The following is a 24,599-nucleotide window of genomic DNA, read 5'->3' as shown; positions in this document are numbered from 1 at the left end:
GGTCGCGGTGACCGGCGACTCGGCCGGCGTACGCGTATGGGATCCGGCCACCGGCCTGCCGCTCGGCGAGCTGCTGACCGACGCGGTGGGGCCGGTGGCGACGGCGGTGCTGGACGGGCGTCCGGTCGTCGTGGTCGGTGCCGACTCCGGCCGGGGCGCCGGACGCGAGAACGCGGTGCGGGTGTTCGACCTGACCACCGGGACGGAGTTCGGCGCACCCCTGACCGGGCACACGTGCGTGGTCACGGGCGTGGCCACGGCCGTCGTCCGGGGCCGTCCGGTCGCGGTGACCGGCGGCCGGGACGGGGCGCGGGTATGGGACCTGATCACGCGCGAGCCGATCGGCGAACCTCTCGCCGAGCACGTGTCGGCCGTGGCCACCGGACTGCTCGACGGCCGGCCGGTCGCGGCGATCGGCGGCTCCACCGGCGCCCCCGACGAGCGCGGCGCGGTGCGCGTATGGGACCTGACAACCCGCACACCGCTCGGCCCCTGCCTGCTGTTCCCGTTGCCCGTGGACACCCTGACCGTGGCCCCGGGCAACCGCCTGGTGATCGCCTTCGGCCGCGAACTCGCCACCCTGCACCACACGTGATTCACCCACGAGGCGTACGTCATCGGGACTCGGCCCGACCGATGCGTCGACCCCGGCCGCGCAAAGCAGGAGGGCAGCGGGCGGGATTCCTGCCGGGGTGCGTCGATGACGGCCGTCGGGGCGGCGGGCCTACCGTCAGGGGAAGTCGGCCGCCGCACCCGTCGATGCCCGTCGATCAGCGGATCCGCAGCACCAGCTTTCCGGTATTGGCACCGGAGAACAGCCGCAGCAGCGTCTGCGGGAACGCCGTCACATCGCCATCGACCACGTCCTCGCGCGAGCGCAATCGCCCGTCCGCGAGCCACCCGGCCAACTCGGCGCCCGCCTCGGCGTAGCGATCGGCGTAGTCGAACACCACCATGCCGGTCATCGACGCCCGATTCACCAGCAGCGACAGGTAGTTCGCCGGGCCCGGACCCTGTTCGGTGTTGTTGTACTGCGAGATCGCGCCGCAGATCACCACGCGCGCACCCCGGGCCAGCCGGGTCAGCGCGGCATCCAGGATCTCGCCGCCGACGTTGTCGAAGAACACGTCCACGCCGTCCGGACAGTGCTTGCGCAGCGCGGCCTTGACGTCCTCGTTCTTGTAGTCGACGGCCGCGTCGAAGCCGAACTCCTCGACCAGGAGCCGACACTTGTCCGGGCCACCCGCGATGCCGACGGTTCGGCAGCCCTTGAGCCGGGCGAGTTGTCCGACCACGCTGCCCACCGCGCCGGCGGCGCCGGACACCAGCACGGTCTGTCCCGGTTGCGGGTCGCCGATGTCGAACAGTCCGAAGTACGCGGTCAGTCCGGTGATTCCAAGTGCACCCAGGTAGGTCGACAGCGGCGCCGCGGCCGGATCCACCCGGCGCAGACCGCGCCCGTCCGATTCGGCGTACTCCTGCACGCCGAACTGGCCGTAGACATGCTCCCCGACCGCGAAGTCCGGGTGTCGGGAGGCGATCACCCGGCCGACCGCGCCGGCGCGCATCACCTCGCCGATCCGCACCGGCGGGATGTACGAGCGCGCGTCGTTCATCCAGCCGCGCATCGCCGGATCGAGCGAGATGTGCGATACCTCCACCAGTAGCCGGCCGTCGGCCGGTTCGCCCACCGGTTCCTCGACCACGTCCCAGTCGGTGGGCTTGGGCAGGCCGAACGGGCGTGCGGCCAGCCGGATCTGCCGGTTGATCAGGTCGGCGGGCAGGGGCCCGTCGGCGGACATGGTCATACGGAACGCAACTCCTTCTTCATGATCTTGCCGGAAGCACCCTTGGGTAGTTCGTCCATGATTCGCACCACGCGCGGATACTTGTACGCGGCCATGCGTTCCCGGCAGTACGCGATGATCTCGTCCGGGTCGGCCGCCTCGCCGGAGCGCAGCGCCACCACCGCGACGACCTCCTCGCCGAGCCGATCGTCCGGTCTGCCGACCACGGCGGCCTCGGCGATCGCCGGGTGGGTGTACAGAACTTCCTCCACCTCGCGCGGATAGACGTTGTAGCCGCCCCGGATCACCAGATCCTTCTTGCGGTCCACGACGAACAGGAAGCCGTCGTCGTCCAGATAGCCGAGGTCGCCGGTGTGGAACCAGCCGTTGCGGAACGCCTCGGCGGTGGCGTCGGCGTCTCGGCGGTAACGGGTGATGATGTTGTGCCCGCGCAGCAGGATCTCGCCCACGTGCTCGGCACCGGGCGGCAGCGGCACGTCGTCCGGGTCCGCGACGCGCAGTTCGACACCCCAGATCGGCTTGCCCACGGACAACACCCGCCGGTCGTCCGCGCTGCGATTGAACGTCGCGGTGCTCGCACTCTCGGAGAGGCCGTAGCCCTCCAGTATCACTATGCCGAACGCCTCCTCGAACTCGCGGATCACCTCGCCGGGCATCGAGGCTCCGCCCGAACTGCCCACCCGCAGCCGGGACAGGTCGCGCCCGGTGCGGTCCGCGGCCAGCAGCGCGACATACATCGTGGGCACGCCCACGACCACGCTCACCCGGTCCCGGACCATCTGGTCGAGCACGCTCTGCGCCTCGAACCGCAGCACCAGGGAAACGGTTCCGCCGTAGCGCACACACACGTTCAGTACGCTGGACAGCCCGTAGACGTGGAACAGCGGCAGCGCGCCGAGCGAGACGTCGCCGGGCAGCACATCGAACAGGTCACCCGAGGTGGTGCAGTTCAAGTACAGCTGGAAGTGCGTCAGTTCGGCACCCTTGGGTCGCCCGGTGGTGCCGCTGGTGTACAGCAGGACCGCGGTGTCGTCGCTCGACGTCGGCTCGATGTCGCCGCGGATCAGCTCGGTCCGATCCGGTGGGCCGTCCGGCAGCAACAGGCCGAACGCGAGGGTGCCCTGCGGCACCGGGCCGTCCTCGGCCAGGGTGACGATGTACACCGCGGTGCCGGGTACGGCTGCCGCGGCGCCCAGCGCTTCGGTGGCGAACACGTCGAAGGCGAGCAGCGTCCGGGCGCCGGAGTCGGTGAGGTGGTAGGCGATCTCGGTCGCCTTGAGCAGGGGACTCAGCGGCATCAGCGTGACGCCCGCCTTGAGCGCGCCGAAGTAGGCCACCACGAATTCGGGCACGTTGGGCAGGCAGATCGCCAGCACGTCGTCCCGGCCGAGCCCGTTCGCGCGCAGCCCCCGGGCGAACCGGCTGCTGAGATCGTCGAGTTCGCGATAGGTGATCGGCCTTCCCTGGTGGATCAGACACGCAGTGTCGGGGGTCGCGAGGCGGGACTCGCGCAGCATGACGGCGAGGTTGAAGCTCACGTGTGATCCTTACCTGTCGAGGTGCCGGGGCGGCCGGACGCCGGGGGACGTCGGCCGGGGTGCTACGGGACGAGCAGGGAGAGGGTGTCCGCGACGCATGCGGGCTTGGCGACGCCCTCGATCTCGACGGTGTGCCGCACCGTCAACCGCACGCCCTGCGCGGTCTCGCGGGCTCCGGGGGCGGGCGCACCGCCCCCGCCCCCGGGCCCGATCAGGCGGGCAGGTCGACCAGCCGCGCGAGGATCGCGCGGTGCCGGTCGGGGGTGCCGAACGCGAGCGCGTCGGCCTTGGCGCGCTTGAGGTACAGGTGCGCGTGGTGTTCCCAGGTGAAGCCGATGCCGCCGTGCAGTTGCACACATTCCTCCGCGGCGCGGACCGCGATCTCCGAGCAGTGCGCCTGCGCGACGGCGACCGCGACGGCGGTGTCGGGGTCGTCGGAGGCCACACAGGCCGCGGCGTAGCGGGCCACCGCGCGCGCCTGGGTGATCGACACCCACAGCGCGGCCAGGCGGTGCTTGGGCCCCTGGAACGAGCCGACCGGACGGCCGAATTGGTTGCGGGTCTTCATGTAGGCGACGGTGCTTTCCAGGCAGTACTCGGCGATGCCGAGCTGCTCGGACGCCAACAGCGCGGCGCCGGTGGTGAACGCGGTTGCCACCGCCGCCTCGGCCCGCTCGCCGCGGGCCAGCGCGGTGCCGGTCGCGCCGGTGAGCACGATGTCGGTCAACGGTCGGGTCAGGTCGAGCGAGACCACCGGGCGTCGTTCGACGCCGCGTTGATCGGCGTCGACCGCGTAGAGCACGGGTCCGCCCGCGGCCTCGGCCGCGACGACGAGCACGTCGGCGGTGCCGGCGTCCACGACCGAGCTCGCCGTTCCGGTCAGCACGTCGCCGCCGGCCCGTACCGGGTACGGGAGTCGGGCGCCGGGAACGGAGGCGAAGGGGACCGCCAGGGTCGCGCTGCGCCGGCCGCCGGCCAGATCGGCGAGCAGCGCGCCGGCGTGCACCACCCGCAACGCGGCGGTCGCGAGCACCGCGCTGCCCAGGAACGCGGTCGGCGCGACCGAGCGGCCCAACTCCTCCATGACCACGGCGGTTTCCCGCCAGGAGGCACCGCTGCCCCCGTGTGCCTCGTCGACCGCGAGCCCGGCCGCGCCGATCTGCTCGGTCAGCACGCGCCACAACTTCGGGTCGTACGGCTCGTTCGTCTCGATCCGGGCGAGCAGCGCGGCCAGGGTCACCCGCTCGGTGAGCAGGTCCCGGATACCGGAGCGCAGTTCGCTCTCGTCCTCGGTGTAGAGGAGGTGCTCGATGGCGCTCATCGGGGCAGGTCCTTCCACGCGGCGTCCTTGTCCACCCGAGGCTCCGCGGGCAGGCCCAGGACACGCTCGGCGACGACGTTGAGCAGGATCTCCGAGGTGCCGCCCTCGATCGAGTTTCCCTTGGCGCGCAGGTAGCGGTAGCCGGGGGAGCGGGTGGTGAAGTCCACCGACGCGGGGCGGCGCATGGTCCATTCGTCGTGGCGCAGGCCCTCCTCGGCCAGCAACTCCATTTCCAGGCCGGAGATGTCCTGGTTGAGCCGGGCGAACGCGAGCTTGGCCGCCGAGCCTTCGGGGCCGGGTTCGCCCGCCGGTTGCAGGTGCAGCCGCGCCGAGGTCAGCCGGGCCGCCTCGGCCTCCACCCACAGCCGCAGCAGCCGGTCGTGCAGCCCGGCGGTGCGCAACTCCGGGCGTTCGCGCCAGGTGTCGGCGACGATTCCGATCATGCCACCTTCGCGCGGTGCGACACCGCCGCCGATGGCCACCCGCTCGTTCATCAGCGTGGTGCGCGCCACGCTCCACCCCTCGCCGATGTCGCCCAGGCGGTGGGCGTCGGGGATGCGCACGCCGGTGAGGAAGACCTCGTTGAACTCGGCCTCGCCGGTGGCCTGGCGCAGCGGACGCACCTCGACGCCGGGTGCGGTCATGTCGCAGACGAAGTAGGTCATCCCCCGGTGCTTGGGCAGTTCGGGGTGGGTGCGGGTGACCAGGATCGCCCAGCGTGCCTCGTGCGCCATCGACGTCCACACCTTCTGGCCGTCCACCACCCACTCGTCACCGTCGCGCACCGCGCGGGTGCCCAGCGCGGCGAGGTCGGAGCCGGCGCCGGGTTCGCTGAACAACTGGCACCACACCTCCTCGCCGGTCCACAACGGCCGCAACCAGCGTGTGCGTTGCTCCTCGGTGCCGTACGCGAGCACGGTCGGCGCGGCCATACCCAACCCGATGCCGATCCGACCCGGGTCGTTGGACGGTGCACCGACGGCGGCGAATTGCGCGTCCACGGCCGCCTGCAGCGTGCGCGGCGCGCCCAGCCCGCCCAGGCCCACCGGGTAGTGCACCCAGGCCAGTCCCGCGTCGAAACGCGCCCGCAGGTAGCCGAGCGCGTCGTCGGTGTCCGGGTGAGCGGCGATGAACTCGCCTACCCTGTCCCCGAGTTCGGTCGCCGTCAGCACAGCGGGCCGCCGGCGACGTAGATCACCTGGCCGGACACGAAGCCCGCGCCCTCGCTCGCCAGGAACGCGATGGTGTTCGCGACGTCCTCGGGCCGGCCGACCCGGCGGACCGGGATCTGCTCGGCCGCGGCCTGCTGGAAGGCCTCGAACTCCATGCCGACGCGGGCCGCGGTGGCGGCGGTCATGTCGGTGACGATGAACCCGGGCGCCACCGCGTTCGCGGTCACGCCGAACTTGCCCAGCTCGAAGGCCAGCGTCTTGGTGAAGCCTTGAAGTCCGGCCTTGGCCGCCGAGTAGTTCGCCTGACCGCGGTTGCCCAGCGCGGACGAGCTGGAGAGGTTGACGATCCGCCCGTAGCCCGCCGCGGTCATGTGCGCCTGGACCGCCCGGCTCATCAGAAACGCGCCGCGCAGGTGCACGTCGATGACCGTGTCCCAGTCGCCGTCGGACATCTTGAACAGCAGGTTGTCGCGGATCACACCCGCGTTGTTGACGAGCACGGTCGGCGCGCCGAGCGTGTCGGCCACGCGCGCGACGGCGGCGTCCACCTGCTCGCCGGCGGTGACGTCCGCGCCGACGGCGAGCGCGCTGCCGCCGGCCGCGACGATCGCGGCCACCGTGTCGGCGCAGGCGGCCTCGTCCAGGTCGAGCACGGCCACCGCCATGCCCTCGGCGGCGAGCCGGCGCGCGGTGGCGGCACCGATGCCGCGGGCGGCGCCGGTCACGATGGCCACGCGCGGTGTGGTCGCGGTCGCGGGAGTGTTCTCGGTCATGGGTGCTGGATCCTCCGGGTCGTCACTGGTCACGAGGTCGGCCGGCGAATACCGCGCCCCGCCGTCCGAGGAGGTGATCCGCACGTCCGGTCGATGGGGTGCCGACTGGTCGGTATGCGCGTGCGTCGGAAGTGGCGGAGCGGGATTCATGCTGGGCCTCACGGTACCGACCGGTCGGTATCAAGGCTAGAGCGCAACGCGAACTCGTTCGAGTGTTCACCGCGAGGTGCACGCCGCCGGGGCCGAGCGAAACGGCATGCACGGCTCCGCGACGCCGCACGGCGGCCGGGCCGTCGTCTCCCCGACCGCCGTGTGCGGCGCCTTCCCCGGACCCCGGACGGCGTGCGGACGCCGATCCCGACGCGGTCAGGACCGCAGCTTCGCCAGCGTTGCCCTCGCGCTCTTCACCAACATGTCCCCGGCCTGCTTGGGAGTGGTTTCCGGGCCGCCGCCGGCACCGGTGCTCACCCACGTGGTCTGATACGTCATGCCGCCCTCGCGCACGGCCAACAGCACCCACACCACCCCGTCCGAGCCCTTGCCCGGTTCGGGGACCTGGACCACCAGGTACGCCTCGTTGCCCAGGCCGCGCACCTCGTCGACCGTGTAGTGGGACTGCTCCGTCTTCTGCGCCTTGAAGGAGCGCAGGGACGCGCCGAACTCGTCCCTGGGATCGGTCTTCTTGTGCAGTGTCACCGTCTCGGTGATCCAGGCCACCGGGTTCGCGCCGTTCGACGAGTCCCTCGGCTCCAGTTGGGCGCTGCAACCCATGGTTTCCAGGTTGGGCTCGCGCATGCCGGTCGCGTTCGGCTTGGCGTCGTCCTTGGCCACGAAACCGGTGAAGGCGCCCAGGTCGGTCGCGGCGCACAGGTCCGCGGTGTAGCGGTAACCCGCCTGACCGGGCCCGCCGTCGGCGTCGCCGAACCCGCCGGTGGCGAACACCGCGCCCGCCCACACCGCCGAGGCGGCCCCCGCTCCGACCAGGGCCCACAGCCACCCTCGGCCGCGCCCACCCACGGATCCGGGCGGCGGACCGTAGGGCCCACCCGCCGGTCCGAACCCCGGCCCGGCCGGCGAGGGAGAAGGGAGCGAGCCGGGTGGTTGCGGATAGGGCCCGGGTTGCGCCGGCACCTGGCCGTACGGGCCGGGCGGTGGGAAGCGGGGCGGGCCCGACTGCGAATACCCGTGCGGTGGAGCCGGACGGGGCTGCTCTCCCGGAATCGACATGCCGCGAACATAGCGGAGTGGGAAGGGAGTTCCAGCCCCGCCCGGTGCTCGGTCGAGCCGGCGCTACTCCGGGGGTCCGCCGTCCGGGTCCGCCTGCCCCAGGCCCAGCACCATCAGCGCCGCGTCGTCGGTGAGCCGGCCGCCGCCGTGCGTCAGCAGCGCCCGTTGCAGCAGGCCGAGCAGATCGGCCGCGGACAGGCTCGGGTCGACATGCCGGGCGACCCACTCGCGCAGCGGAAAGAACCGCCCGTCGGCGTCCCGAGCCTCGGTGGTGCCGTCCGTGTACAGCAGCAACAACTCGTCCGACGCCATCCGGAACCGGTACGCGGGTCCCCGCTCCTCGGCGGGAACCAGCCCGGCCAGACCCAGTGGCAGCTCGGGCGGCACGTCGATCCAGCGCACACCGGACGGGCCGATCAGGGCAGGTGCCTCGTGGCCGTGGTTGACCAACTCGACCAGGCCCTCGGGGCCGAATCGGGCGATCAGCGCGGTGGCGAACCAGTCCGTGTCCGGCTCGCCGAGCAGCACCTGGTTGCGGCCGAACCGCTCCAGGGCCTCGCCCATGCGATCCCCGACATGGCGCAGGTCCGACTCGGTGAACGCCGCCTCGCTGAAGGTGCCGACGAGCGCGGCACTCGCGCCGACCGCGGTCAGCCCTTTGCCCTGTACGTCGGCGATGAACGCGCGCGTCCCGTACGGCGTGGCCACCACGTCGTAGACGTCCCCGCCCACCTCCGCGTCGCGCTCGGCCGCCAGGTAGCTGCAGGTGACCCGGACCCCGCCCACCACCGGCGGAGCCGGCGGCAACAACGCGCGCTGCACGTGCTCCACCACATTCCCCAGCCGCGACACCCGATCCTGCAATCGCGTCCGCAGCAACACCGTGGCCACCGCGATCGCGCCGCCCAGCACCACAACCACGAACCCGGCCCAGTCGTGCGTGTAGCCGGTCGGCGCCAGCAACGGATCCAGGATCAGGAACGTCAGCGTCGCCAGCACCGCGTACGCCGCGGTCAGGCGCACCGTCGTCAGGCTCGACGCGGTCATCGGCACCAGACACAACATCGTGTCAATCCGAAATTCGGCGGGTGTGCCGAAGTCGACCGCCACGATCACGACGTACAGCAGGACCGGCAACAGCGGAATCAACCGCCGCATCGCCCGCCTGCCGCCCGCGTCGACCACCGGGCTCTCGCTCATCGGGAAGGCACCGTCCTGGTTCACCCGCAGTGGGCCGGTCATGGGTCATCGGTCCTCCCAATCCTTTCCCGATCCGGCCCACGCCCAGCTACGCCACACGGTTGATCGCCCCCGACCACGTACCGCGCCCTCCCGCGCAGCCCCACCACTCACACCCGGCCGGGGCTGCCACCGGGCCGGGCAGGCCGGGCCGGGCCTCGTGCATGTGGTGCACGAGGCGCGGGTGCTGTGCGGGGCCGGTCTGCGGCGTCTGCCGGCGTGACCTCGCGATGGGGTGTGGGTGGGACCGGGTCGGGTCTTCCGGCCGCGTAGCGGACGCGCATCCCGGCGCGGAGCGCCGGCCGGCGCGGCTGCGGAGCGGACGTGCAACCGGCATCGGGAGGTGTTTGCCGGGCTCGTGCCGGCCCTGCCGGCCGCCCTGGCTGCGCGTGTGCTCGCTGGTGTGGTTGTGCTCCGTCGGGTCCGGGTCGGACGGGGTTGGGTTTCGGTCGCGGGGCGACGTGCAACCGGCATCGGGAGGCGTTTGTGGCCGGTGTGGTCCTGCCGGCTGCTCCGCTCCCCGCCTGCCCTTTCGCTTTGCCCGATCTCGGCCGCCCGCTGCCGGGGCGGAATGCCCGCGCCTCTGCGGGAGTTGCGCTTCCTGGCAAGTCGAACTCCAAACTGGGGGTACCCCTGATGCGCGCTCTCGTCGTCGACCACGCCGTGCCCGGTCGGCTCAGGATCGACACCGTGCCCGACCCGGTCCCCGAACCCGATCAGGTCCTGGTGCGGATCGCCGCGATCTCGCTGAACTTCGGCGAGTTGCCCAAGGTCGACGGTGACACCCCGAACGGCACCATTCCCGGTTGGGATGCGGCGGGTGTGGTCGAGCGCGCGGCCGCCTCCGGGCGTGGGCCGCGGGTGGGCGAACGGGTGATCACCTTCGACTGGCGTGGCGGCTGGGCCGAACTGCGCGCCGTACACGTGAACGAACTGGCCGTACTGCCCGACGAGGTCACCTTCGAACAAGCCGCGACGCTCCCGGTGGCGGCGGTCACCGCGCTGCGGGCGCTGCGTCGTGCCGAGGTCGCACCGGGCACCCGCGTCGGAATCACCGGCGCGGCCGGCGGGGTGGGCACGTTCGCGGTGCAACTCGCCCATCTCGCCGGTGCGCACGTGAGCGCCTTCGTCGGCAGCCCGGAGCGCGGCGAGGGCCTGTCCGGCTACGGAGCGGACCGAGTGCTCACCGACCCGGCCGAGTTGGACGCGCCGCTGGACGTCGTCCTGGACAACGTCGGCGGCCCACTCCTGACCGACTTGCTGGTTCGGCTCGCACCGAACGGACGGGTGATCACGATCGGCGCCGCGTCCGGCGAGCGGGCGGACTTCTCCTCCTACAGCCTGATCGGCCCCGAGACCTCGATCATCGGTTTCAAGCGCGGCGGTGACTCGGCGGCGGATCTGGCGTATGTGGTCCGCCTGGTCGCGGACGGACTGCTGCACGCGCCCGTCGACTGGCAGGCGGACTGGACCAAGGTCGGCGAGGCCACCGCTCTCTTGCTCGGCCGTCGGGTCCGGGGCAAGGCGGTCCTGACTCTGAGCTGAATGCGGTCTTGCCCCTGAACTGAATGCGGTCCTGATCCTGAGCCGAGCCAAAGGCATTCCCGACCCTGAGCCGAGCCATGAGCCGGACACGCCACCCAGCCGAAACGCGTTGCGCGCAGCGCGCGGCCCGGCTCAGCGATAGCCGGTCTGGTCGGCCGGCAGCCCCGGATCCTGGACCTCGACCAGGTAGCGCCACGCGTCCGGCCGGCTGCCGTCCAGGTCGGTGAAGCCGTACACGCCCGCGAGTTGCCCGCTGGACAAGGACTGCCCGTTCCAGCGGGCCACTTCGGGATCGCCGGCCAGCGCCACCACGGCCCGGCCGACGTAGGCGGGGGATTCGGAGATGCCGAAGTGCGGTTGGATCCGCATCGCGTCCCGCCAGTTCGCCTCGGTCACGCCGAAGTTGTCGAGCATCATCTCCGAGCGCAGCCACCCGGGAGTCAGCGCGACGGCGGTGGCGCCGCGCGTACCCAGCTCGTGACCGAGCGCGAAGGCCATCCGCAGCACCGCCGACTTGGCCAGGTCGTAGAAGATGCACACCCGGTAGGTGTCCCGGTTGTACTCTTCGGTGCCGTCGGTCATCTCCACCACCAGGCCGCCGGGTGTGCGCAGCAGCAGCGGCAACGCGTGGTGGTTGGTGATCGCGTGCGTGTCCACCGCGAGCCGGAGCAGGCGCAACCCGTCGTCCAGGTCGTGCTCCCACACCGGGGTGTCCCACGCGAACAACTTCTCGCCGCCCCAGATGTCGTTGACGAGCACATCCAGCCGACCCTGCTCGGCGTCGATCCGGGCCACCAGAGCTCGCACCCGCACCGGATCCAGATGGTCCGTGGGCACCGCGATGCCCTGTCCGCCTGCGGCGGTGACCAGATCGGCGGTGTCCTCGATGGTCTCCGGCCGGTCGTACTCCGAGCGCCGCTCGCGGGTGCTGCGTCCGCTCACGTACACGGTCGCGCCGGCCGCGCCGAGTTGCACCGCGATCCCGCGCCCGGCGCCTCGGGTGGCGCCGGCCACGAGAGCGACCCTGCCCTGGAGCGTGCGGCCCTGGGGCGTGCGCCCCTGGGGCGTGGGCGTCGACATGCCGGCTCCTTCGAATCGACCTGCGGGCTGGGCCTTCGTGCGTGCGTGCCCGGGAATGCCCACGGGGCAAACCCCGGTGTGCTGCCGAGAGATGCGAGCGCGACGCCGCACAAAGGGTGGCAATGTGGCGACCCCGCGCAATCGGCAGTGGCGTCCTTCGGCTGCCGAGGGGTCTTGGTCACCCTGAGTGGTCATCGGGGGTTCAGCGGCGCCGGGGTTCTCCGGCCTCTTCGGCGAGCGGGCGGGCTGTGGTGTCGTCGTCGGCGCGGTGCTCCGCGGCCAGGGGGAGGCCGGCGACGCGGGCTGCGGTCGGTCATGGTGCCGAGGCGGCGCCCGATGTCGCAGCGGCAGCCGCTCGGGTGTGCCGGCGACGAGGCGGTGGACCTGCGACAGGGAGCGGTTGCTGCCGCGCTCGGCAAGGGGCGGGGGCAACCTCGCTGGTGGTGAACATCCCGGCGCCAGGACCCGGAGGCTCCCGGTAGGCGGCGTCGACGAGTTCGTTGCTTCTGCCCTGTCGACCAACAGTCGGACAGCTCGCCTCTGACCCGATCGGCCGTCAGTTCTTCTTCAGCTCCTCGGCGAGCATCACAAGGATGCCGCTGGGACCGCGGACGTACGTGAGCTTGTAGACGTCCTGATAGGTCGCCACACCGCGAAGCGGATGGCATCCGTGCTTTGCGGCCACCTCAAGGGCTTCATCGATGTTGTCGACTGAGAAGGCGACGCGATGCATGCCAATCTCGTTGGGACGAGTGGGCTTCGACTCGATCGCTTCGGGGTGGATGTACTCGAAGAGCTCAAGGCGGCCGTGACCGTCTGGCGTCTGGAGCATCGCAATTTTGGCGTGATTGCCATCAAGGCCGACGGCCGTGTCGGTCCACTCACCACTGACCGTGTCACGGCCGACCACCGTGAGGCCGAGGTCGGTGAAAAAGGAGATCGTTGCGTCGAGGTCGCGAACGGCGATGCCGACGTTCTCAAGCTTGATGGCCATGCGTTGCATGCTACGGAGTCGGGCCGATCAGGTATTGCCGGCAAGGACGCAGCCGTGTAGCAGGCCACTGTCGAGGTCGACCGTGACCTGTCCCCCGGCGTCCGGACCGTGATTGCCCGGCGGTAGGGACGTCGATCAGGGGGAGACCGCCGCCCCGCCGCCCGGCCACCGAGGCGCGTGCCGCGACCGGTACCGCCGGCCGTCCCCGGTGAACCGAAACCGACCGTCGCGTTCGGGGATGCTCGGGCGCGATGCAATCGTCCGAACGCGACGGCCACACGAACTCCATGAAACAGGGCGCCCCACGCCGATCGGCCCGCCCCGTCACCCGGACGGCGGAAGCGATCGGTCGAGTCCACCCGATCGCGTGGCCGCACGCCCCCGACGCGCCACGTGGTGCACACCGGACCGCGCCCCCGCTGACCCACCGGCCCGTCCGCTCGTCGGCTCGCGCCCGGCCGTCCCTCGGAGCCGACTTCCGCCCCCGAAGGACCCTCAGCCCGCCGGTTCCAACCCCGGTTCCAACGGGTTGTCCAGCAGGCGGGCGAAGGCCAACTCGGCGGCGCCGTACAGCGGCGCGTCGTCGCCGAGCGCGGCCGTGCGCAGCTTGAGGTGTTCGCGGGTGACCGCCAGCGAGGTCCGGTTGAGCCGACTGCGCACCTGCGCGGCGGTGGCCAGGTACACCTCGCGCAGCGTCCCGCCGAACACCACCATCTGCGGGTTGAGGATGTTGACCAGGTTGGCCACGCCGAGCCCGAGCCAGTCGCCGACCCGGCGCAGCCCCTCCTCCGCGTCCTGATCGCCGCGCGCCGCCGAGTCGGCCAGACCGCCGATCGCGTGCTTGGCGGTGCCGCGAGTGAGCGCGAACTCGCCGATCTCGGTCTCCCAGCACCCGCGCGACCCGCACCGACACGGCCGGCCGTCCGGGTTGACCACCATGTGCCCGACCTCGCCCGCGTATCCGTCGCCGCCGGTCACCGGCCGCCCGGAGGAGAGGATGCCGCCACCGATGCACACGTCGCCGTGCAGGTAGATGACGTCGTCGCAGCCCACCGCCGCGCCCCGGGTGTGCTCGGCGACCACGCCCAGGTCGGCGTCGTTGCCGACCATGACCACGGTGCCGATCGCCGCCGACAGCCGCTCGCCCAGCGGCTCGTCACGCCAATCCGGGGTGTGCCCCTCGGGAATGGTGCCGTCCGAGCCGCGCACCATTGCGCAGACCGCGACCCCGGCACCCACACACACGCCGTCGCGCGGCGCGCTCAGTCGCATCTGCGCGACGAACCCGCCGAGCGCCTCGGCCACCTCCTTGGGCGAGAACCCGCTTCCGGGCCGCTGTATTTCGCGGCGATCCAGGATCACCCCGCCGAGCCCGACCCGGGCCGCGACCACCCGGTCCACGCCGATCGTGAACGCGTACACGTACACCCGCTGCGACTGCGCCCGGACCACGAGCGAGGGCCGGCCCCGCCCGCCGCCGGAGGTGTCCCGCGGGGCCTCCTCCACGATCAGGCCCGCCGCCGCCAGGTCGGCGGTGAGCGCGCCGATGGTGCTGCGGTTGAGCCCCATGCCCGCGGTCAACCGGGCCCGGGAGGTGGGGCCGAGCACGTGCACGTGGCGAAGCAGCGCCCCCAGGTTCTGCCTGCGGATGTCCTCCTGGGTGGGCGCTGCGCGCATCGGGCTGCGGACCCTGCCTTTCTCATCCGTGGCGTCGATCGAGGGGGAGGGCGGCGTCACCGTAGCCCGGCGGCTTCGGCCCGCCGCCGCGACAGGGCGTCGACCCCGGCGGCGAGGAGCAGCACGACGCCGGTCACAACGTACTTGACGCCCGCGCTGTACCCCATGAGCCCCATGCCGTTGTCGATCACCGCGACCACGGCACCGCCGAGCACCGCGTCCAACACCCGGCCCTTGCCGCCGAACAGGCTGGTGCCGCCGATCACCGCGGCGCCCACCGCATACAACAACACGTTGCTGCCACCGGTGTTCGAGTCCACCGAGTTGGCCCGCGAAGCGGCGACGATGCCGCCGATGGCGGCCATTGTGGAACAGATCACGAACGCCGAGATACGCACCCGGTCCACGTTGATCCCGGCCCGGCGGGCCGCCTCGCGGTTGCCGCCGACCGCGTACAGGCTCAGCCCGTACGGCGTGCGGCGCAGCACGAACGTACCGATCAGCAGCAGCACCACCAGGACCGGTACCACGATCGGCACGCCGCGTAGCGAGGAGATCACCACGTTGCGACTGCGCTCCTGGTTGAGCACGGACACCGCGAGGCCGACCAGGAGCGCCAGCGTGCCGACCCGGATGCCGGTGATCGCGATCGGTTCGGCGCTCAGCCCGCGTCGCACGCGACTGCGGTTGCGGCGCAGTTGCAGCGCCGCGTAGCCGCCCACGGTTGCGGCGGCCAGCAGCCAGCCGACGATCGGCGCGAGGTTGCGGTTGGAGATGGCCAGGATCGTCGAGTCGCGCACCGGTACGTTGGTGCCGCCCTTGACCAGGAGCAGCGACACGCCCTGGAAGGCCAGGAACGCGCCCAGGGTGACCACGAAGGAGGGGATGCCGACCTTGGCCACCAGTACGCCGAGCACCAGGCCGATCACCGCGCCGACGACCAGGGCGGCGAGCACACCCGCATACCAGGGCCAGCCGTGTTCGGTCAGCAGTACGGCCAGCACCGCGGCACACACGCCGCTGGCGAAGCCCGCGGACAGGTCGATCTCACCCAATACCAGGACGAAGATCAACCCCATGGCGATCACGGTGACCGCGGCGCCCTGGGTGAACAGGTTGGCGAAGTTGCCCGCGCTCAGGAACCTCGGGCGCATGATCGCGAAGACCGTGCACAGCACCACCAGGCCGAGCACGGCGGGCATCGCGCCGGTGTCGCCGCCGCGAAGTCGGGCGATGTAGCCCTTGATGTGCGTGATCACCGGCGACTCGGGCGCATCGGACTCGCTCTTGTCGGCGAGAGGCAGGACGCTGCTCGTCATCGGTTCACTCCGTTTCGACCCGCGCCGGGACCGAGTGCCTCGGTCTGCCCCGACGTGATGAGTTCGACGATCTGGGAATGGGTGATCTCGCTGGTGCTGACCTGTGCGGCGGTGCGGCCCAGGTAGAGCACCGCGATCCGGTCGGCGACCGCGAACACGTCGTTCATGTTGTGCGAGATGAGCACGACGGCCAGGCCGTTGTCGGCCAGTCGGCGCACCAGTTCGAGCACCTGCGCGGTCTGCGAGACGCCCAGCGCGGCGGTGGGTTCGTCCAGGACGACGACCTTGCTGTTCCACAGCACCGCCTTGGCGATCGCCACGGTCTGGCGCTGGCCGCCGGAAAGGCTGGAGACGCGCTGGCGGATCGAGGAGACGGTGCGTACGGACAGGCCGGCCAGGGTCTCCTCGGCGATCTGCTCCATGCTGTCCTCGTCCAGCACCCAGCCGCGCCGGCGCTCGCGACCGAGGAACATGTTCTGCACGATGTCGAGGTTGTCGCACAGGGCGAGGTCCTGGTAGACGATCTCGACGCCCAGGTCGGACGCGTCGCGGGGGCTGTTGACGGTGACCGGCGCACCGCCGAAGAAGTACTCGCCGGAGTCGGCGGTGTGGATGCCGCCGATGCACTTGACCAGGGTCGACTTGCCCGCGCCGTTGTCGCCGACGAGCGCGGTCACCTGGCCCTCGTACACGGACAGGTCCACGTCGCGCAGGACGTGTACGGCGCCGAAGCTCTTGTTGATGCCGCGCAGTTCGAGCACGGGATCGGACGCGGGCGGCGGGGCGGGGGTGGGGGACAGGGCCACGGTGCGGGCTCCTCGCGTGGGGGTGGCGGCCGGGTTCGCGCCGGCCGGAACCGACCCTCGTGGGTGCGGTTCCGGCGCAACTGCGCGACGTGCTGGGCTAGTTGATGCCGAACTCGGTGCACTTGGCGGCGTACGCGCCGGTGCACAGGGTGTCCTTGGTGACGTACCCGTCGGCGACCACGTCCTTGACGTTCTCCTTGTAGATGGCCAACGGCTCCAGCAGCACGGACGGCACGTCGCGCTTGCCCTCGGGGTCGCGGACGATGGCGGGCACGGCGGGCTTTTGGCCCTTGGCGAGGGCGACGGCCAGCCCGGAGACCGCGTCGGCCTCCTTCTTGATCGCCTTGTAGACGGTCATGCACTGGTCGCCGACCAGGATGTTCTGCAGAGCGGTGGTTTCCGCGTCCTGACCGGTGACCGGGACCTTGCCGTTGAGTTTCTGCTTCTTCAGGATCGAGATCGCGGCGTTGCCCAGGCCGTCGTTGGCTGCCACGACGCCGGAGATGTTCGGCGACTGGGTGAGCATCTGCTCGAACAGGTTCGCGCCCTCGGTGTTGTTCCAGTCCGGGACGGCCTGGTCCGGGCCCTTGACGTACTCGCCGGAGTCGAACTTCGGCTTGAGTACCGCGTCGTAGCCCTGCTTGAGCAGCGTCGCGTTGTTGTCGGTGGCCGAGCCGTTGAGCATCGCGACGGTGGGCTTTTGCGCGTTCGCGGCGGACAGGCACTTTTCGAGGCCCTGGCCCATCAACGTGCCGACCTTCACGTTGTCGAAGCTGACGTAGTACTGCGCGCTGCCGCCGAGAGTCAGTCGGTCGTAGTCGATGGTGGCGACACCCTGGGACTTGGCCTTGTCCAGAACGGCCTTTCCGGTGCCGCTGTCCAGGTTGACGATGATCAGGACGGTCGCGCCGTTGGTGATCATCTGGTCGGCCAGGGTCTGGAACTGGGACTTGTCGCCCTGCGCGTTCTGGATGTCGTAGTCGACGCCGGCGGCCTTGAAGGCGTCGGTGAGGTACTTGCGGTCGTTGGTCTCCCACCGGCCCGACGTCTTGCTGTCGGGCAGGATCACGCCGATCTTGGCCTTCTTGCCACCACCGTTCGTGGAGCCGGACGAGCCGGTGCCGGAATCGTCCGAGCAGGCGGAGAGGGTGCCGGCGGCGAGTACGGCGCAGGCGGAGACGGACACGAGGAACCTCTTGCGCATGGTGGATCCCTTCGGGCACGCGCCGGTGGGGCCGGCGGGGACGTGGAAGACGTCGTCGGGGGTGGTGCGGCGTCGGGTGGTGCGGCGGGGTGGTGCGGTGCGGGCTGTGTGGCGTGTGACAGACGGGTGCGCGGGTGCACGACAGCGGGCAGCTGCAACAGGTGAAGGCGGTGTCGCCTTAAATGTTGTGGGCGACAACGTAATAGCCTCATCGGGTGTTCGCCAGACCCCGGAACCCCTGAGAAATGCCGGCTACGGTAACGGTTCGGAAACGTAAGCGAACCAAAAACTGGTTGTTAGCCGGGAGGATCTTCAGGAATCAACGCTTTGCGGCCCGGTTGGCGTCGAGTGGCTTCGGATCGCGAACGCGGGTGGGTGAGGCTTGGGCGCGGATTAAGTTTCGAGCCGCAACTTAGGTGGGGGGTGGGTGTGTTGGGTGGGCCGAGTGGACGGTGTGGACGGGCGCGGCAACCTTTTCGGGTGTGCTTGGCCGGGGTGGGGCTGGGGCTGGGGTGGGCCGAGGTGTTCGGCACGCGGTGGATCTACTTCGACGCGCTGATGGTCGGGATCACCTTCTTCGACCTCAACATCGGGGCGGCGACGGCGGAGCCGATCACCGTCGGGATGTTCGCGATGGGCACAGCTGTCAGCCTGTTCGTCGGGACTGCGCGGGAACGGCTTCGAGGTACGCGTGGTGGAGAACGTGGGCCACTTCATCCACCGCGACGACTTCGACGCCTTCCTGGAGTCGCTCGACGGCTGGATCCGACCCACCGTCGACTCCGGCCCCGCCCTCGCCGCACGAAACGCCCCGCGGATACGCCGCCCCGCGTACGCGCCGCGCCATCCAGGACTCCGGCCTGGCCCGCTCCGAGGCCGCCGGTGACCTGTACGAGGCGTTGGTCAAGGTTGCCTTCCGGAGCGAGCGGGCGAAGGCCAAGCTCGGCCCGCTCGGCGTGAGGTACGGGCAGACCAGCGGCGACATCGGGCCGCTGGAAGGCCACGCTGCGGCGGCGGTACCGGACGCGATGGCGTAAGGCGCGGGATTCGGCGGCGCCCGACCCATTCGGCCCGGAGCGAACGGCGTTCCGTCGACGGCTGTCGCGCGGATATGGTCCGAATATGGGTGAATCGAGGGGTGTATCGAGCGTGGTCGAGATCGACGGGATCCGCTTGGCGTACGACGTGTGGGGTGCGCCGGAGGCCCCGCCGCTGGTGCTGCTGCACGCACTTGGCGAGGACGCCACGCACTGGGTCCGCATAGCCGAAGCCCTGGCCGAGCAGTGGCGGGTGTACGCGGTCGATCTGCGCGGGCACGGGCGCAGCGATTGGCCCGGGGACTACTCCATCGAATTGATGCGGGACGACCTGGTCGGCTTCCTCGACGCACTCGGCCTCGATCGGGTGGACCTGATCGGGCACTCGTTGGGCGGCGTGGTGGCCTACGTGTTCGCGCAGGAACACCCGGAACGGGTGGGACGGTTGGTGCTCGAGGACGTCTCCGTACCGCTGCCGCGCGACCCGATCCCGCCGACGCGGCCCGAGGGCGAACTCGGCTTCGACTGGGACATGGTCGTCGCCGTCCGCAAGCAGGTCGACACTCCCGATCCCGTGTGGTGGGAGCGCCTGGCCCGAATCACCGCCCCCACCCTCGTCGTTGCCGGCGGCTCGGCGAGCCATATTCCGCAGGACCGTGTCACCGAGTGGACCCGCCGTCTTTCCGACGCCCGGGTGGTCACCATCCCGGCCGGCCACCTGATCCACGCCGCCGAGCCCCAAGCCTTCACCGAGGTGACCAGGTCCTTCCTGCGCACGCCCGCCAAGGTCGCCGACCCGGTCCACCCCCGCGACCCCGCCCACTGACCGGTCGACTTCTCCCGCGCCGCGACGTTCACTCACCCCTCACGCCTCGGGCCGCGATCGGCGCCCCGAATTCCTCCCGCCGACACGGACATCTCCGTATTCGCCGACCGGTGCTAGGCGCCGAAGCGTAGGGTCTCGCCGGTTTCCAGCACCGTCTTGAGGTTGGACAGGATCATCGGCCAGCCCTCGCGGATGCTCTTGAGTATCTCGGAATCCGGCGCGAAGCCCTCGTGCAGGACGCGCAGCGCGACCACCTCGCCCAGCGGTACCAGGTCGAAGGAGACCCGGGAGATCGGCTCACGGCGGTGTTCGGCGAGTTGTTCCGCGCTCCAGCCGAACATCTCACCGATCTCGGGCTCGTAGTTGTGCCACGTGTACGCCAGTCGACGAGGCGGTTCGGCCGCCAGCACCACCTGGCCGGCGTCACGCGGTGCCGTCCGCGGTGACATCCACCAGCGGACCGGCGAGCCGACCTGCCAGTCCGATTCCGGTCCCGAGCCGTCGAAGTAGCGGCTGATCTCGGCCCGGTCGGTCAGTGCGCGCCACAACTCCTCGGGGGTGGTGCGGATGTACATGACGTAGGTGAACTGGATATCGGACACGGGGTTTCTCCCAAGGGTGCGGCAGCGGACGCGGGCGCGACCGGTGCCGGGGATCGCCTTCGTTCCACTATCCGCCGGCTCGGCCCGGCAGTCCGGCACCGCGCGCACGCCACGCCGAAGGACGCGACGGAACCACGCGGACGTCGTCCGATCGGCCGATCACGCACCCCGAAGCGGGCGGGCACCCGTCCCCGGCTTCGCCCTACGGACGATCCGCGCTCGGGGGTGTGCCGGCGTCACCCTCCTCCGCTGTGTTCCCCACCGGGTCGAGCGCCGCCGCCGGCTCCAGCTCCAGCGCCATCGACACCGAGTCCACGTAGCGGCCGTCGAGCAGGAACTCGCCTTTGGCGATGCCCTCGACCGTGTATCCGCACTTCTCGTACAGCCGCCACGCGCGGGAGTTGGTCCCCAGCACGTGCAGCGTGATCCGTCGGGCGCTGCGGCGAACGGCCTCCGCGCGGGCGGCGGTCAGCAGCAGGACGCCGATGCCACGGCCCTGATGGGCGGGATCCACCGCGAAGCCGTGGATGTATTGGACGTGCCCACTGGCGGCCATCCGGGACGGACGTATCTTGACGAAGCCGCGTACCTCCGACCCCTCGTACGCGACCAGCACGTTTGCCGGCGGGGTGTCGGGGTCGAAGAACGGGCGTGCCGGCGGCAGGGGCGGCGTAGGGGTGACCCGCGTGCTCCAGGTGTCGTGGTCGATCCGGGTCAGCGCGGGTCCGTCCGCCGGTTCGGCGGCGCGTACGTGGATGTCGGGGAGGGGGTGGGGCCCGGATGCGTCGTCGGTTTCGCGTGCGTCTCGCTGCATGTGCCCAGGGTGGTGGGCGCGCGCTCGACCGGGCAATGCCATTGTTCGCCGTCCGGGACTACCCGCCGTCCGCGTCGGGCCGCGCACCGGTCTGAGCGCGGTTGCCGCGGCGTACCTGGAGGTCGTGTACGAACTCGCCACCCCCATCGACTGACGGCGCGTGGGGGCTCACTGGAAGGTTCGCTCGCCACAACGCAAACGATGGTTGGCGGTGGCCGGCGCGAGTACTACAACTCCGGTGAAGACAAGCGAACGCGCGTTCGTCGGGCCCGGTGACCGGGCGGACGTACGCGCGAAAAGGACCTACGAGGTGGGCTCCCTGCGCCGGCATTGTCCGGATCAGGTGCTAGGGGTCGCGTTCCGGTCCATTCGACCTTCACGCCTCTCAGCCCGACCACCCGACCTTGGCTTGAGCCGAAGCTCCCATCTCCAAGGCCAACCACTGATCGATCGAACTCCCTCGCTCGCCCCGTAGGCCACTAACCACCATACTCCTGGACAAAAGCCTCGCCAAGGGGTCGGCCGAAAGTGGGACGAGGTTGGAGTCCCGGGGCTATTGAGCCTCGGGACCCCAACCGTTGTCAGTGGGCCGTGTGAGCGCTGTGCCCGATGTCGGACAACAAGGCCGACCAGCCGTCGTTCGCGAAGACCAGCATGGGGCTGTCGGGGACCCTGCTGTCGCGGACCGGGACGACGCCGGGCAGGCCGCCGGCTACCTCGACGCAGTTACCGCCATCAGCATTGGTGTAGGAGGACTTGCGCCAGCGGGCCATGCTCAGGTCACGTGCGATGCTCATCGGTTGCGAAACCCTTCGCTGCGGATTCGATCAGGACCAGGGAAGCCGTCGGCGAGAGCGCGGCCGCTCTGGCCAGATCGTATGCCTTCTGATAGCTCCCGGCCACGGTCGGATCGTCGATCAGCTGGCCCGTGTAAGCGCCCTCGACGTATACGACAGGTGAGGCATCCGCGAAGGACATCAAGGAGACGACGCCCGTCATGAACGGGTGCGGGCCGTCGGTGAACGGCTGCACTTGCACCAGGTAGCGGCGACTTCTGCCGGCCTCGACGATGGCCAGCAATTGTTCGTGCATGATCTCGGGCGACCCCACGACGACGTGCAGCGCAGCCTCGTGGATGATCTCCCAGATTCTGGGAGGGCGTTGCCTGTCCAGCAGCCGCGCTCGCTCCATGCGCGTTCGCACGAGTTCTTCGATTTCGTCCTCGGCGGTGAAGGGGCGAGCGGACTTGGTGAATGCGCGTGCGTACGCCTCGGTTTGCAGGAAGCCCGGTACCAGCATCGGTGAGTACTCGCTGATCGTCAGCGCGCGCTCCTCCAACTCCGCCGCGTCCGCGAAGTATTCGGCGTGCCCGGACCGGCGGGCCAACGCGCAGAGGCGCTGGAGGTGCTCGCCGGTGTCGAACACCTCGTCGAACATCTTCGAGGTCTCCACCAGAGGCCGCCGCTTACCCGATTCGAAGTGGGCGATGTTCGAATCGTGGCAGAACACGTGCTCGGCGAGCTGGGCCTGGGTCAGCCCCGCGGCCTCGCGCAGTCGGAGCAACTCCGAGGCGTAGAAGGCCCTTGGTGACTTGTAGGGGTCCAGATTCCTGCGTGGCATGGATCATCACTCCGCTTCGTACGCAACGTCAGGGTCGGCCCCGGCCCGAGATCAACGTAACGGTTGAAAGTGATGCGATACGCGCGAATCCCGATATCCGTCCCCTATCCGGTCTCGGGGTGAGCCGACGTCGCCGAGGCCGGCCGGTTCCGGAGTGAAGGTGGGCCCGGCGGCGTCGCGTGGGCGCCGCCGGGCCTGGGAGGCAACGGTCGAAAGGGGGTCGACCGATGCCGGGTCGGGTGCGTTCAGCCGGTGAAGTTCTCGAAGAGGTTGGTGAATTCGTACGGGGATTGGCTGATGCCGCTGCACGTGGGTGAGACGCCGCCGCCCGGGCAGGAGTCGTTGTCGCGGCCCGCCGACCAGAACGCCAGATCATCGAGCCGGCTCCTGGACACGTCTTGGGACACGAGTCGGGGGACGAGAGCGGTGCTGGACATGCCGTGCGCACGCCGCCGGTTGGCGTGCACCACCGCTCGCGGCCGGGCGGTGCGGCAGTCGGTGTCGGGGTGCTTGGTGCCGGGGTACTTGGGACGGAGTGCTTGAGGGCGGAGTGCTTGCTGTGGGGATGAATGGTGCTTGGTGTTCGGGTGGTTCTCGATGGCGCCGATCCTCGAAAGGTCCGGACGATCGCCGTCCGCATCGCGTCGACGAGTGTCCCGGCACGGACAATGGTCTATACCAACCCTGTCCCCGTCCATAGGTGTGAGGGCACTTTTTGGGGGCGCCCGGCAAGTATTGGCAAGGCCGGTCCCGATGGCGGAAATTTTTTCCTCGCCACAATGACGACACAACTGACGCCACGTCAGAAGCAAAGCCGTGCAGGCCATCCCGATGTTTCGGCGCGATTCGCAACGCCTCGGTTGGGGAGTAATGACCGTCGAATCGCGCGATGCAATCGGAAAGACCGGCTCCGCGCTCTTGCGCGACCGGGCGAGCACGGCGACTCTGAGTACCGCCGCAGCCAGTGGTCTATACCTCTCCCCTCGGTCCGCGGGCGGTGGCACCCGTACGCCGGAACAGCCGGAACAGCCGGATCCGTCGCGGCCATCGCGGATCCCCGTCCCACCCGCGCCGACTCACCCATCCGCGCCGACCGTCCCATCCACGCCGATTCGCCCCATCCGAGGACTCCCGCGAGGGAGCTCCCGTTCGAGGCCCCCGTACGTCCCCGATATCGGCAACTCCCTTACCCGGAGGGCTTCATGAAGTCTCGCCGCAAGGCCGCGGCGTTCGCTGCGGCCTGCTGTCTGACGCCCCTGACGATCACCGCGCTCGCCACCGGAACGGCGCAGGCACACGGCACCCTGAGCAACCCGCTCAGCCGCACCGGCACCTGTCGCGCCGAGAATCCGGAGAACCCCACGTCCGCCGCGTGCAAGGCGGCTGTCGCGATCGGCGGCACGCAGCCCGTGTACGACTGGAACGAGGTCAACCTCGCGGACGTTGCCGGCCGGCATCGTCAAGTGATTCCGGACGGCAAGCTGTGCAGTGCCGGGCGGGACAAGTACAAGGGTTTCGACCAGGCGCGCGCCGACTGGCCGGCGACCACGGTCTCCGCAGGCAGCACCTTCAACTTCCTGTTCCGGGCCACCTCGCCGCATCGCGGCACGTTCGAGTTCTATGTGACAAGGGACGGATACGACCCCACGGTGCCGCTGAAGTGGTCGGACCTGGAGCCCACGCCGTTCCTGACCCAGACCGATCCGCCGTTGGACAACGGGTCGTTCGTGATGAACGGGCGGATGCCCACCGGCAAGACCGGTCGGCACCTGATCTACGTCGTCTACCAACGCACCGACAGCCCCGAGGCGTTCTACTCCTGCTCGGATGTGGTCTTCGGCGCCGCCGCCGCACCCGCCGCCGCACGGGTGAACCCGGCGACCGCACCGCTGGCCCACGAGACCGGCGCGCCGTACATCGAACCCGGCGGGCACAACCACGAGAGCATCAACGAGGCGCCGGTCGCCGCGGCCGTACCGGACACCGGCCCCGCCGGC

At 70.5% G+C, this 24,599-nt stretch carries 22 protein-coding genes, 2 pseudogenes and 1 riboswitch; of the genes and pseudogenes, 6 read left to right on the top strand and 18 right to left on the bottom strand.

Annotation, left to right across the window (positions count from 1 at the left end):
* Positions 1-595 (top strand): annotated as a pseudogene (locus tag ABZS54_RS32640) (hypothetical protein); the annotation flags it as partial.
* A 175-nt stretch (positions 596-770) separates the two neighbouring features.
* Here ABZS54_RS32640 and ABZS54_RS32635 read toward each other — a convergent pair.
* The 7 genes from ABZS54_RS32635 to ABZS54_RS32605 all read right to left on the bottom strand — a co-directional run bounded on the left by ABZS54_RS32635 (position 771) and on the right by ABZS54_RS32605 (position 9,081).
* Positions 771-1,808, bottom strand: a complete 1,038-nt coding sequence (locus ABZS54_RS32635; RefSeq protein ID WP_355544333.1) for an NADP-dependent oxidoreductase — start codon at positions 1,806-1,808, stop codon at positions 771-773.
* Positions 1,805-3,346, bottom strand: a complete 1,542-nt coding sequence (locus ABZS54_RS32630) for a long-chain fatty acid--CoA ligase (protein WP_355544330.1) — start codon at positions 3,344-3,346, stop codon at positions 1,805-1,807. The genes ABZS54_RS32635 and ABZS54_RS32630 overlap by 4 nt, the downstream gene beginning before the upstream one ends.
* Positions 3,347-3,557: 211 nt before the next feature.
* Complete coding sequence (locus ABZS54_RS32625) at positions 3,558-4,667, bottom strand: acyl-CoA dehydrogenase family protein (protein ID WP_355544327.1); 1,110 nt, start codon at positions 4,665-4,667, stop codon at positions 3,558-3,560.
* A complete protein-coding gene (locus ABZS54_RS32620) occupies positions 4,664-5,839 on the bottom strand; it encodes an acyl-CoA dehydrogenase family protein (protein ID WP_355544324.1) in 1,176 nt (391 codons plus the stop codon). The genes ABZS54_RS32625 and ABZS54_RS32620 overlap by 4 nt, the downstream gene beginning before the upstream one ends.
* Entirely contained in the window at positions 5,833-6,612 is a 780-nt protein-coding gene (gene fabG / locus ABZS54_RS32615) for a 3-oxoacyl-ACP reductase FabG (protein WP_355544321.1), read from the bottom strand. The genes ABZS54_RS32620 and fabG overlap by 7 nt, the downstream gene beginning before the upstream one ends.
* A 366-nt stretch (positions 6,613-6,978) precedes the next feature.
* Positions 6,979-7,629 (bottom strand): hypothetical protein, encoded by a 651-nt coding sequence (locus ABZS54_RS32610; RefSeq protein WP_355544318.1) that lies wholly within the window; start codon positions 7,627-7,629, stop codon positions 6,979-6,981.
* 273 nt (positions 7,630-7,902) lie between these two features.
* Positions 7,903-9,081, bottom strand: coding sequence for a PP2C family protein-serine/threonine phosphatase (locus ABZS54_RS32605; RefSeq protein ID WP_355544315.1), 1,179 nt, complete (start codon positions 9,079-9,081; stop codon positions 7,903-7,905).
* Positions 9,082-9,714: 633 nt separating this feature from the next.
* Here ABZS54_RS32605 and ABZS54_RS32600 point away from each other — a divergent pair.
* Positions 9,715-10,623: a zinc-binding dehydrogenase gene (locus ABZS54_RS32600; RefSeq protein WP_355544312.1), complete on the top strand. Its 909-nt coding sequence runs from the start codon at positions 9,715-9,717 to the stop codon at positions 10,621-10,623.
* A gap of 132 nt (positions 10,624-10,755) precedes the next feature.
* Here ABZS54_RS32600 and ABZS54_RS32595 read toward each other — a convergent pair whose 3' ends face one another.
* The 6 genes from ABZS54_RS32595 to ABZS54_RS32570 form a co-directional block, all read right to left on the bottom strand.
* On the bottom strand, positions 10,756-11,703 hold the full coding sequence (locus ABZS54_RS32595; protein ID WP_355544309.1) for an SDR family oxidoreductase: 948 nt from the start codon (positions 11,701-11,703) through the stop codon (positions 10,756-10,758).
* A gap of 556 nt (positions 11,704-12,259) precedes the next feature.
* Positions 12,260-12,697 (bottom strand): VOC family protein, encoded by a 438-nt coding sequence (locus tag ABZS54_RS32590; protein WP_355544306.1) that lies wholly within the window; start codon positions 12,695-12,697, stop codon positions 12,260-12,262.
* A gap of 495 nt (positions 12,698-13,192) precedes the next feature.
* A complete protein-coding gene (locus tag ABZS54_RS32585; protein ID WP_355544303.1) occupies positions 13,193-14,374 on the bottom strand; it encodes an ROK family protein in 1,182 nt (393 codons plus the stop codon).
* Between the two features lie 56 nt (positions 14,375-14,430).
* On the bottom strand, positions 14,431-15,693 hold the full coding sequence (locus tag ABZS54_RS32580) for an ABC transporter permease (protein WP_355544300.1): 1,263 nt from the start codon (positions 15,691-15,693) through the stop codon (positions 14,431-14,433).
* On the bottom strand, positions 15,690-16,499 hold the full coding sequence (locus ABZS54_RS32575; protein WP_355544297.1) for an ATP-binding cassette domain-containing protein: 810 nt from the start codon (positions 16,497-16,499) through the stop codon (positions 15,690-15,692). Before ABZS54_RS32575 ends, ABZS54_RS32580 begins: the two co-directional genes overlap by 4 nt.
* A gap of 97 nt (positions 16,500-16,596) precedes the next feature.
* Entirely contained in the window at positions 16,597-17,703 is a 1,107-nt protein-coding gene (locus tag ABZS54_RS32570) for a substrate-binding domain-containing protein (protein WP_355544294.1), read from the bottom strand.
* A gap of 664 nt (positions 17,704-18,367) precedes the next feature.
* Here ABZS54_RS32570 and ABZS54_RS32565 point away from each other — a divergent pair.
* From ABZS54_RS32565 to ABZS54_RS32555, 3 genes and pseudogenes are all read left to right on the top strand, one after another.
* Positions 18,368-18,469, top strand: a pseudogene (locus tag ABZS54_RS32565) (alpha/beta hydrolase); the annotation flags it as partial.
* 133 nt (positions 18,470-18,602) lie between these two features.
* Entirely contained in the window at positions 18,603-18,740 is a 138-nt protein-coding gene (locus ABZS54_RS32560) for a hypothetical protein (protein ID WP_355544291.1), read from the top strand.
* An 85-nt stretch (positions 18,741-18,825) separates the two neighbouring features.
* Entirely contained in the window at positions 18,826-19,566 is a 741-nt protein-coding gene (locus ABZS54_RS32555) for an alpha/beta hydrolase (RefSeq protein ID WP_355544288.1), read from the top strand.
* Between the two features lie 113 nt (positions 19,567-19,679).
* Here the strand turns inward: ABZS54_RS32555 and ABZS54_RS32550 are convergent, their stop codons facing one another.
* The 5 genes from ABZS54_RS32550 to ABZS54_RS32530 all read right to left on the bottom strand — a co-directional run bounded on the left by ABZS54_RS32550 (position 19,680) and on the right by ABZS54_RS32530 (position 23,039).
* On the bottom strand, positions 19,680-20,168 hold the full coding sequence (locus ABZS54_RS32550) for an SRPBCC family protein (protein ID WP_355544285.1): 489 nt from the start codon (positions 20,166-20,168) through the stop codon (positions 19,680-19,682).
* Positions 20,169-20,370: 202 nt separating this feature from the next.
* A complete protein-coding gene (locus ABZS54_RS32545) occupies positions 20,371-20,982 on the bottom strand; it encodes a GNAT family N-acetyltransferase (RefSeq protein ID WP_355544282.1) in 612 nt (203 codons plus the stop codon).
* 299 nt (positions 20,983-21,281) lie between these two features.
* A riboswitch (TPP riboswitch) is annotated at positions 21,282-21,454 on the bottom strand.
* Between the two features lie 109 nt (positions 21,455-21,563).
* The gene (locus ABZS54_RS32540) at positions 21,564-21,779 is read right to left on the bottom strand and encodes a DUF397 domain-containing protein (protein ID WP_355544279.1); all 216 of its coding nucleotides are present in this window, start codon (positions 21,777-21,779) and stop codon (positions 21,564-21,566) included.
* Positions 21,763-22,602, bottom strand: coding sequence for a helix-turn-helix transcriptional regulator (locus ABZS54_RS32535; RefSeq protein WP_355544276.1), 840 nt, complete (start codon positions 22,600-22,602; stop codon positions 21,763-21,765). The genes ABZS54_RS32540 and ABZS54_RS32535 overlap by 17 nt, the downstream gene beginning before the upstream one ends.
* A gap of 245 nt (positions 22,603-22,847) precedes the next feature.
* Positions 22,848-23,039: a hypothetical protein gene (locus tag ABZS54_RS32530; protein WP_355544273.1), complete on the bottom strand. Its 192-nt coding sequence runs from the start codon at positions 23,037-23,039 to the stop codon at positions 22,848-22,850.
* Between the two features lie 765 nt (positions 23,040-23,804).
* Between ABZS54_RS32530 and ABZS54_RS32525 the strand changes: the two genes are divergently transcribed.
* Positions 23,805-24,599, top strand: a 795-nt coding sequence (locus ABZS54_RS32525) for a lytic polysaccharide monooxygenase (RefSeq protein WP_355544270.1), incomplete at its 3' end; no start/stop codon positions are given.

The sequence above is a fragment of the Embleya sp. NPDC005575 genome, assembly GCF_040605455.1.
Lineage (GTDB): Bacteria > Actinomycetota > Actinomycetes > Streptomycetales > Streptomycetaceae > Embleya.
This window is presented reverse-complemented; position numbering and strand designations above follow the sequence as displayed.

What these genes read in the sequence shown, in the direction of transcription:
- ABZS54_RS32635 (WP_355544333.1), bottom strand. Translation starts at nt 1,808, where the DNA reads ATGACCATGTCCGCCGACGGGCCCCTGCCCGCCGACCTGATCAACCGG.
- ABZS54_RS32625 (WP_355544327.1), bottom strand. Translation starts at nt 4,667, where the DNA reads ATGAGCGCCATCGAGCACCTCCTCTACACCGAGGACGAGAGCGAACTG.
- fabG (WP_355544321.1), bottom strand. Translation starts at nt 6,612, where the DNA reads ATGACCGAGAACACTCCCGCGACCGCGACCACACCGCGCGTGGCCATC.
- ABZS54_RS32605 (WP_355544315.1), bottom strand. Translation starts at nt 9,081, where the DNA reads ATGACCGGCCCACTGCGGGTGAACCAGGACGGTGCCTTCCCGATGAGC.
- ABZS54_RS32600 (WP_355544312.1), top strand. Translation starts at nt 9,715, where the DNA reads ATGCGCGCTCTCGTCGTCGACCACGCCGTGCCCGGTCGGCTCAGGATC.
- ABZS54_RS32595 (WP_355544309.1), bottom strand. Translation starts at nt 11,703, where the DNA reads ATGTCGACGCCCACGCCCCAGGGGCGCACGCCCCAGGGCCGCACGCTC.
- ABZS54_RS32590 (WP_355544306.1), bottom strand. Translation starts at nt 12,697, where the DNA reads ATGGCCATCAAGCTTGAGAACGTCGGCATCGCCGTTCGCGACCTCGAC.
- ABZS54_RS32585 (WP_355544303.1), bottom strand. Translation starts at nt 14,374, where the DNA reads ATGCGCGCAGCGCCCACCCAGGAGGACATCCGCAGGCAGAACCTGGGG.
- ABZS54_RS32580 (WP_355544300.1), bottom strand. Translation starts at nt 15,693, where the DNA reads ATGACGAGCAGCGTCCTGCCTCTCGCCGACAAGAGCGAGTCCGATGCG.
- ABZS54_RS32570 (WP_355544294.1), bottom strand. Translation starts at nt 17,703, where the DNA reads ATGCGCAAGAGGTTCCTCGTGTCCGTCTCCGCCTGCGCCGTACTCGCC.
- ABZS54_RS32555 (WP_355544288.1), top strand. Translation starts at nt 18,826, where the DNA reads ATGGGTGAATCGAGGGGTGTATCGAGCGTGGTCGAGATCGACGGGATC.
- ABZS54_RS32545 (WP_355544282.1), bottom strand. Translation starts at nt 20,982, where the DNA reads ATGCAGCGAGACGCACGCGAAACCGACGACGCATCCGGGCCCCACCCC.
- ABZS54_RS32540 (WP_355544279.1), bottom strand. Translation starts at nt 21,779, where the DNA reads ATGAGCATCGCACGTGACCTGAGCATGGCCCGCTGGCGCAAGTCCTCC.
- ABZS54_RS32535 (WP_355544276.1), bottom strand. Translation starts at nt 22,602, where the DNA reads ATGCCACGCAGGAATCTGGACCCCTACAAGTCACCAAGGGCCTTCTAC.
- ABZS54_RS32530 (WP_355544273.1), bottom strand. Translation starts at nt 23,039, where the DNA reads ATGTCCAGCACCGCTCTCGTCCCCCGACTCGTGTCCCAAGACGTGTCC.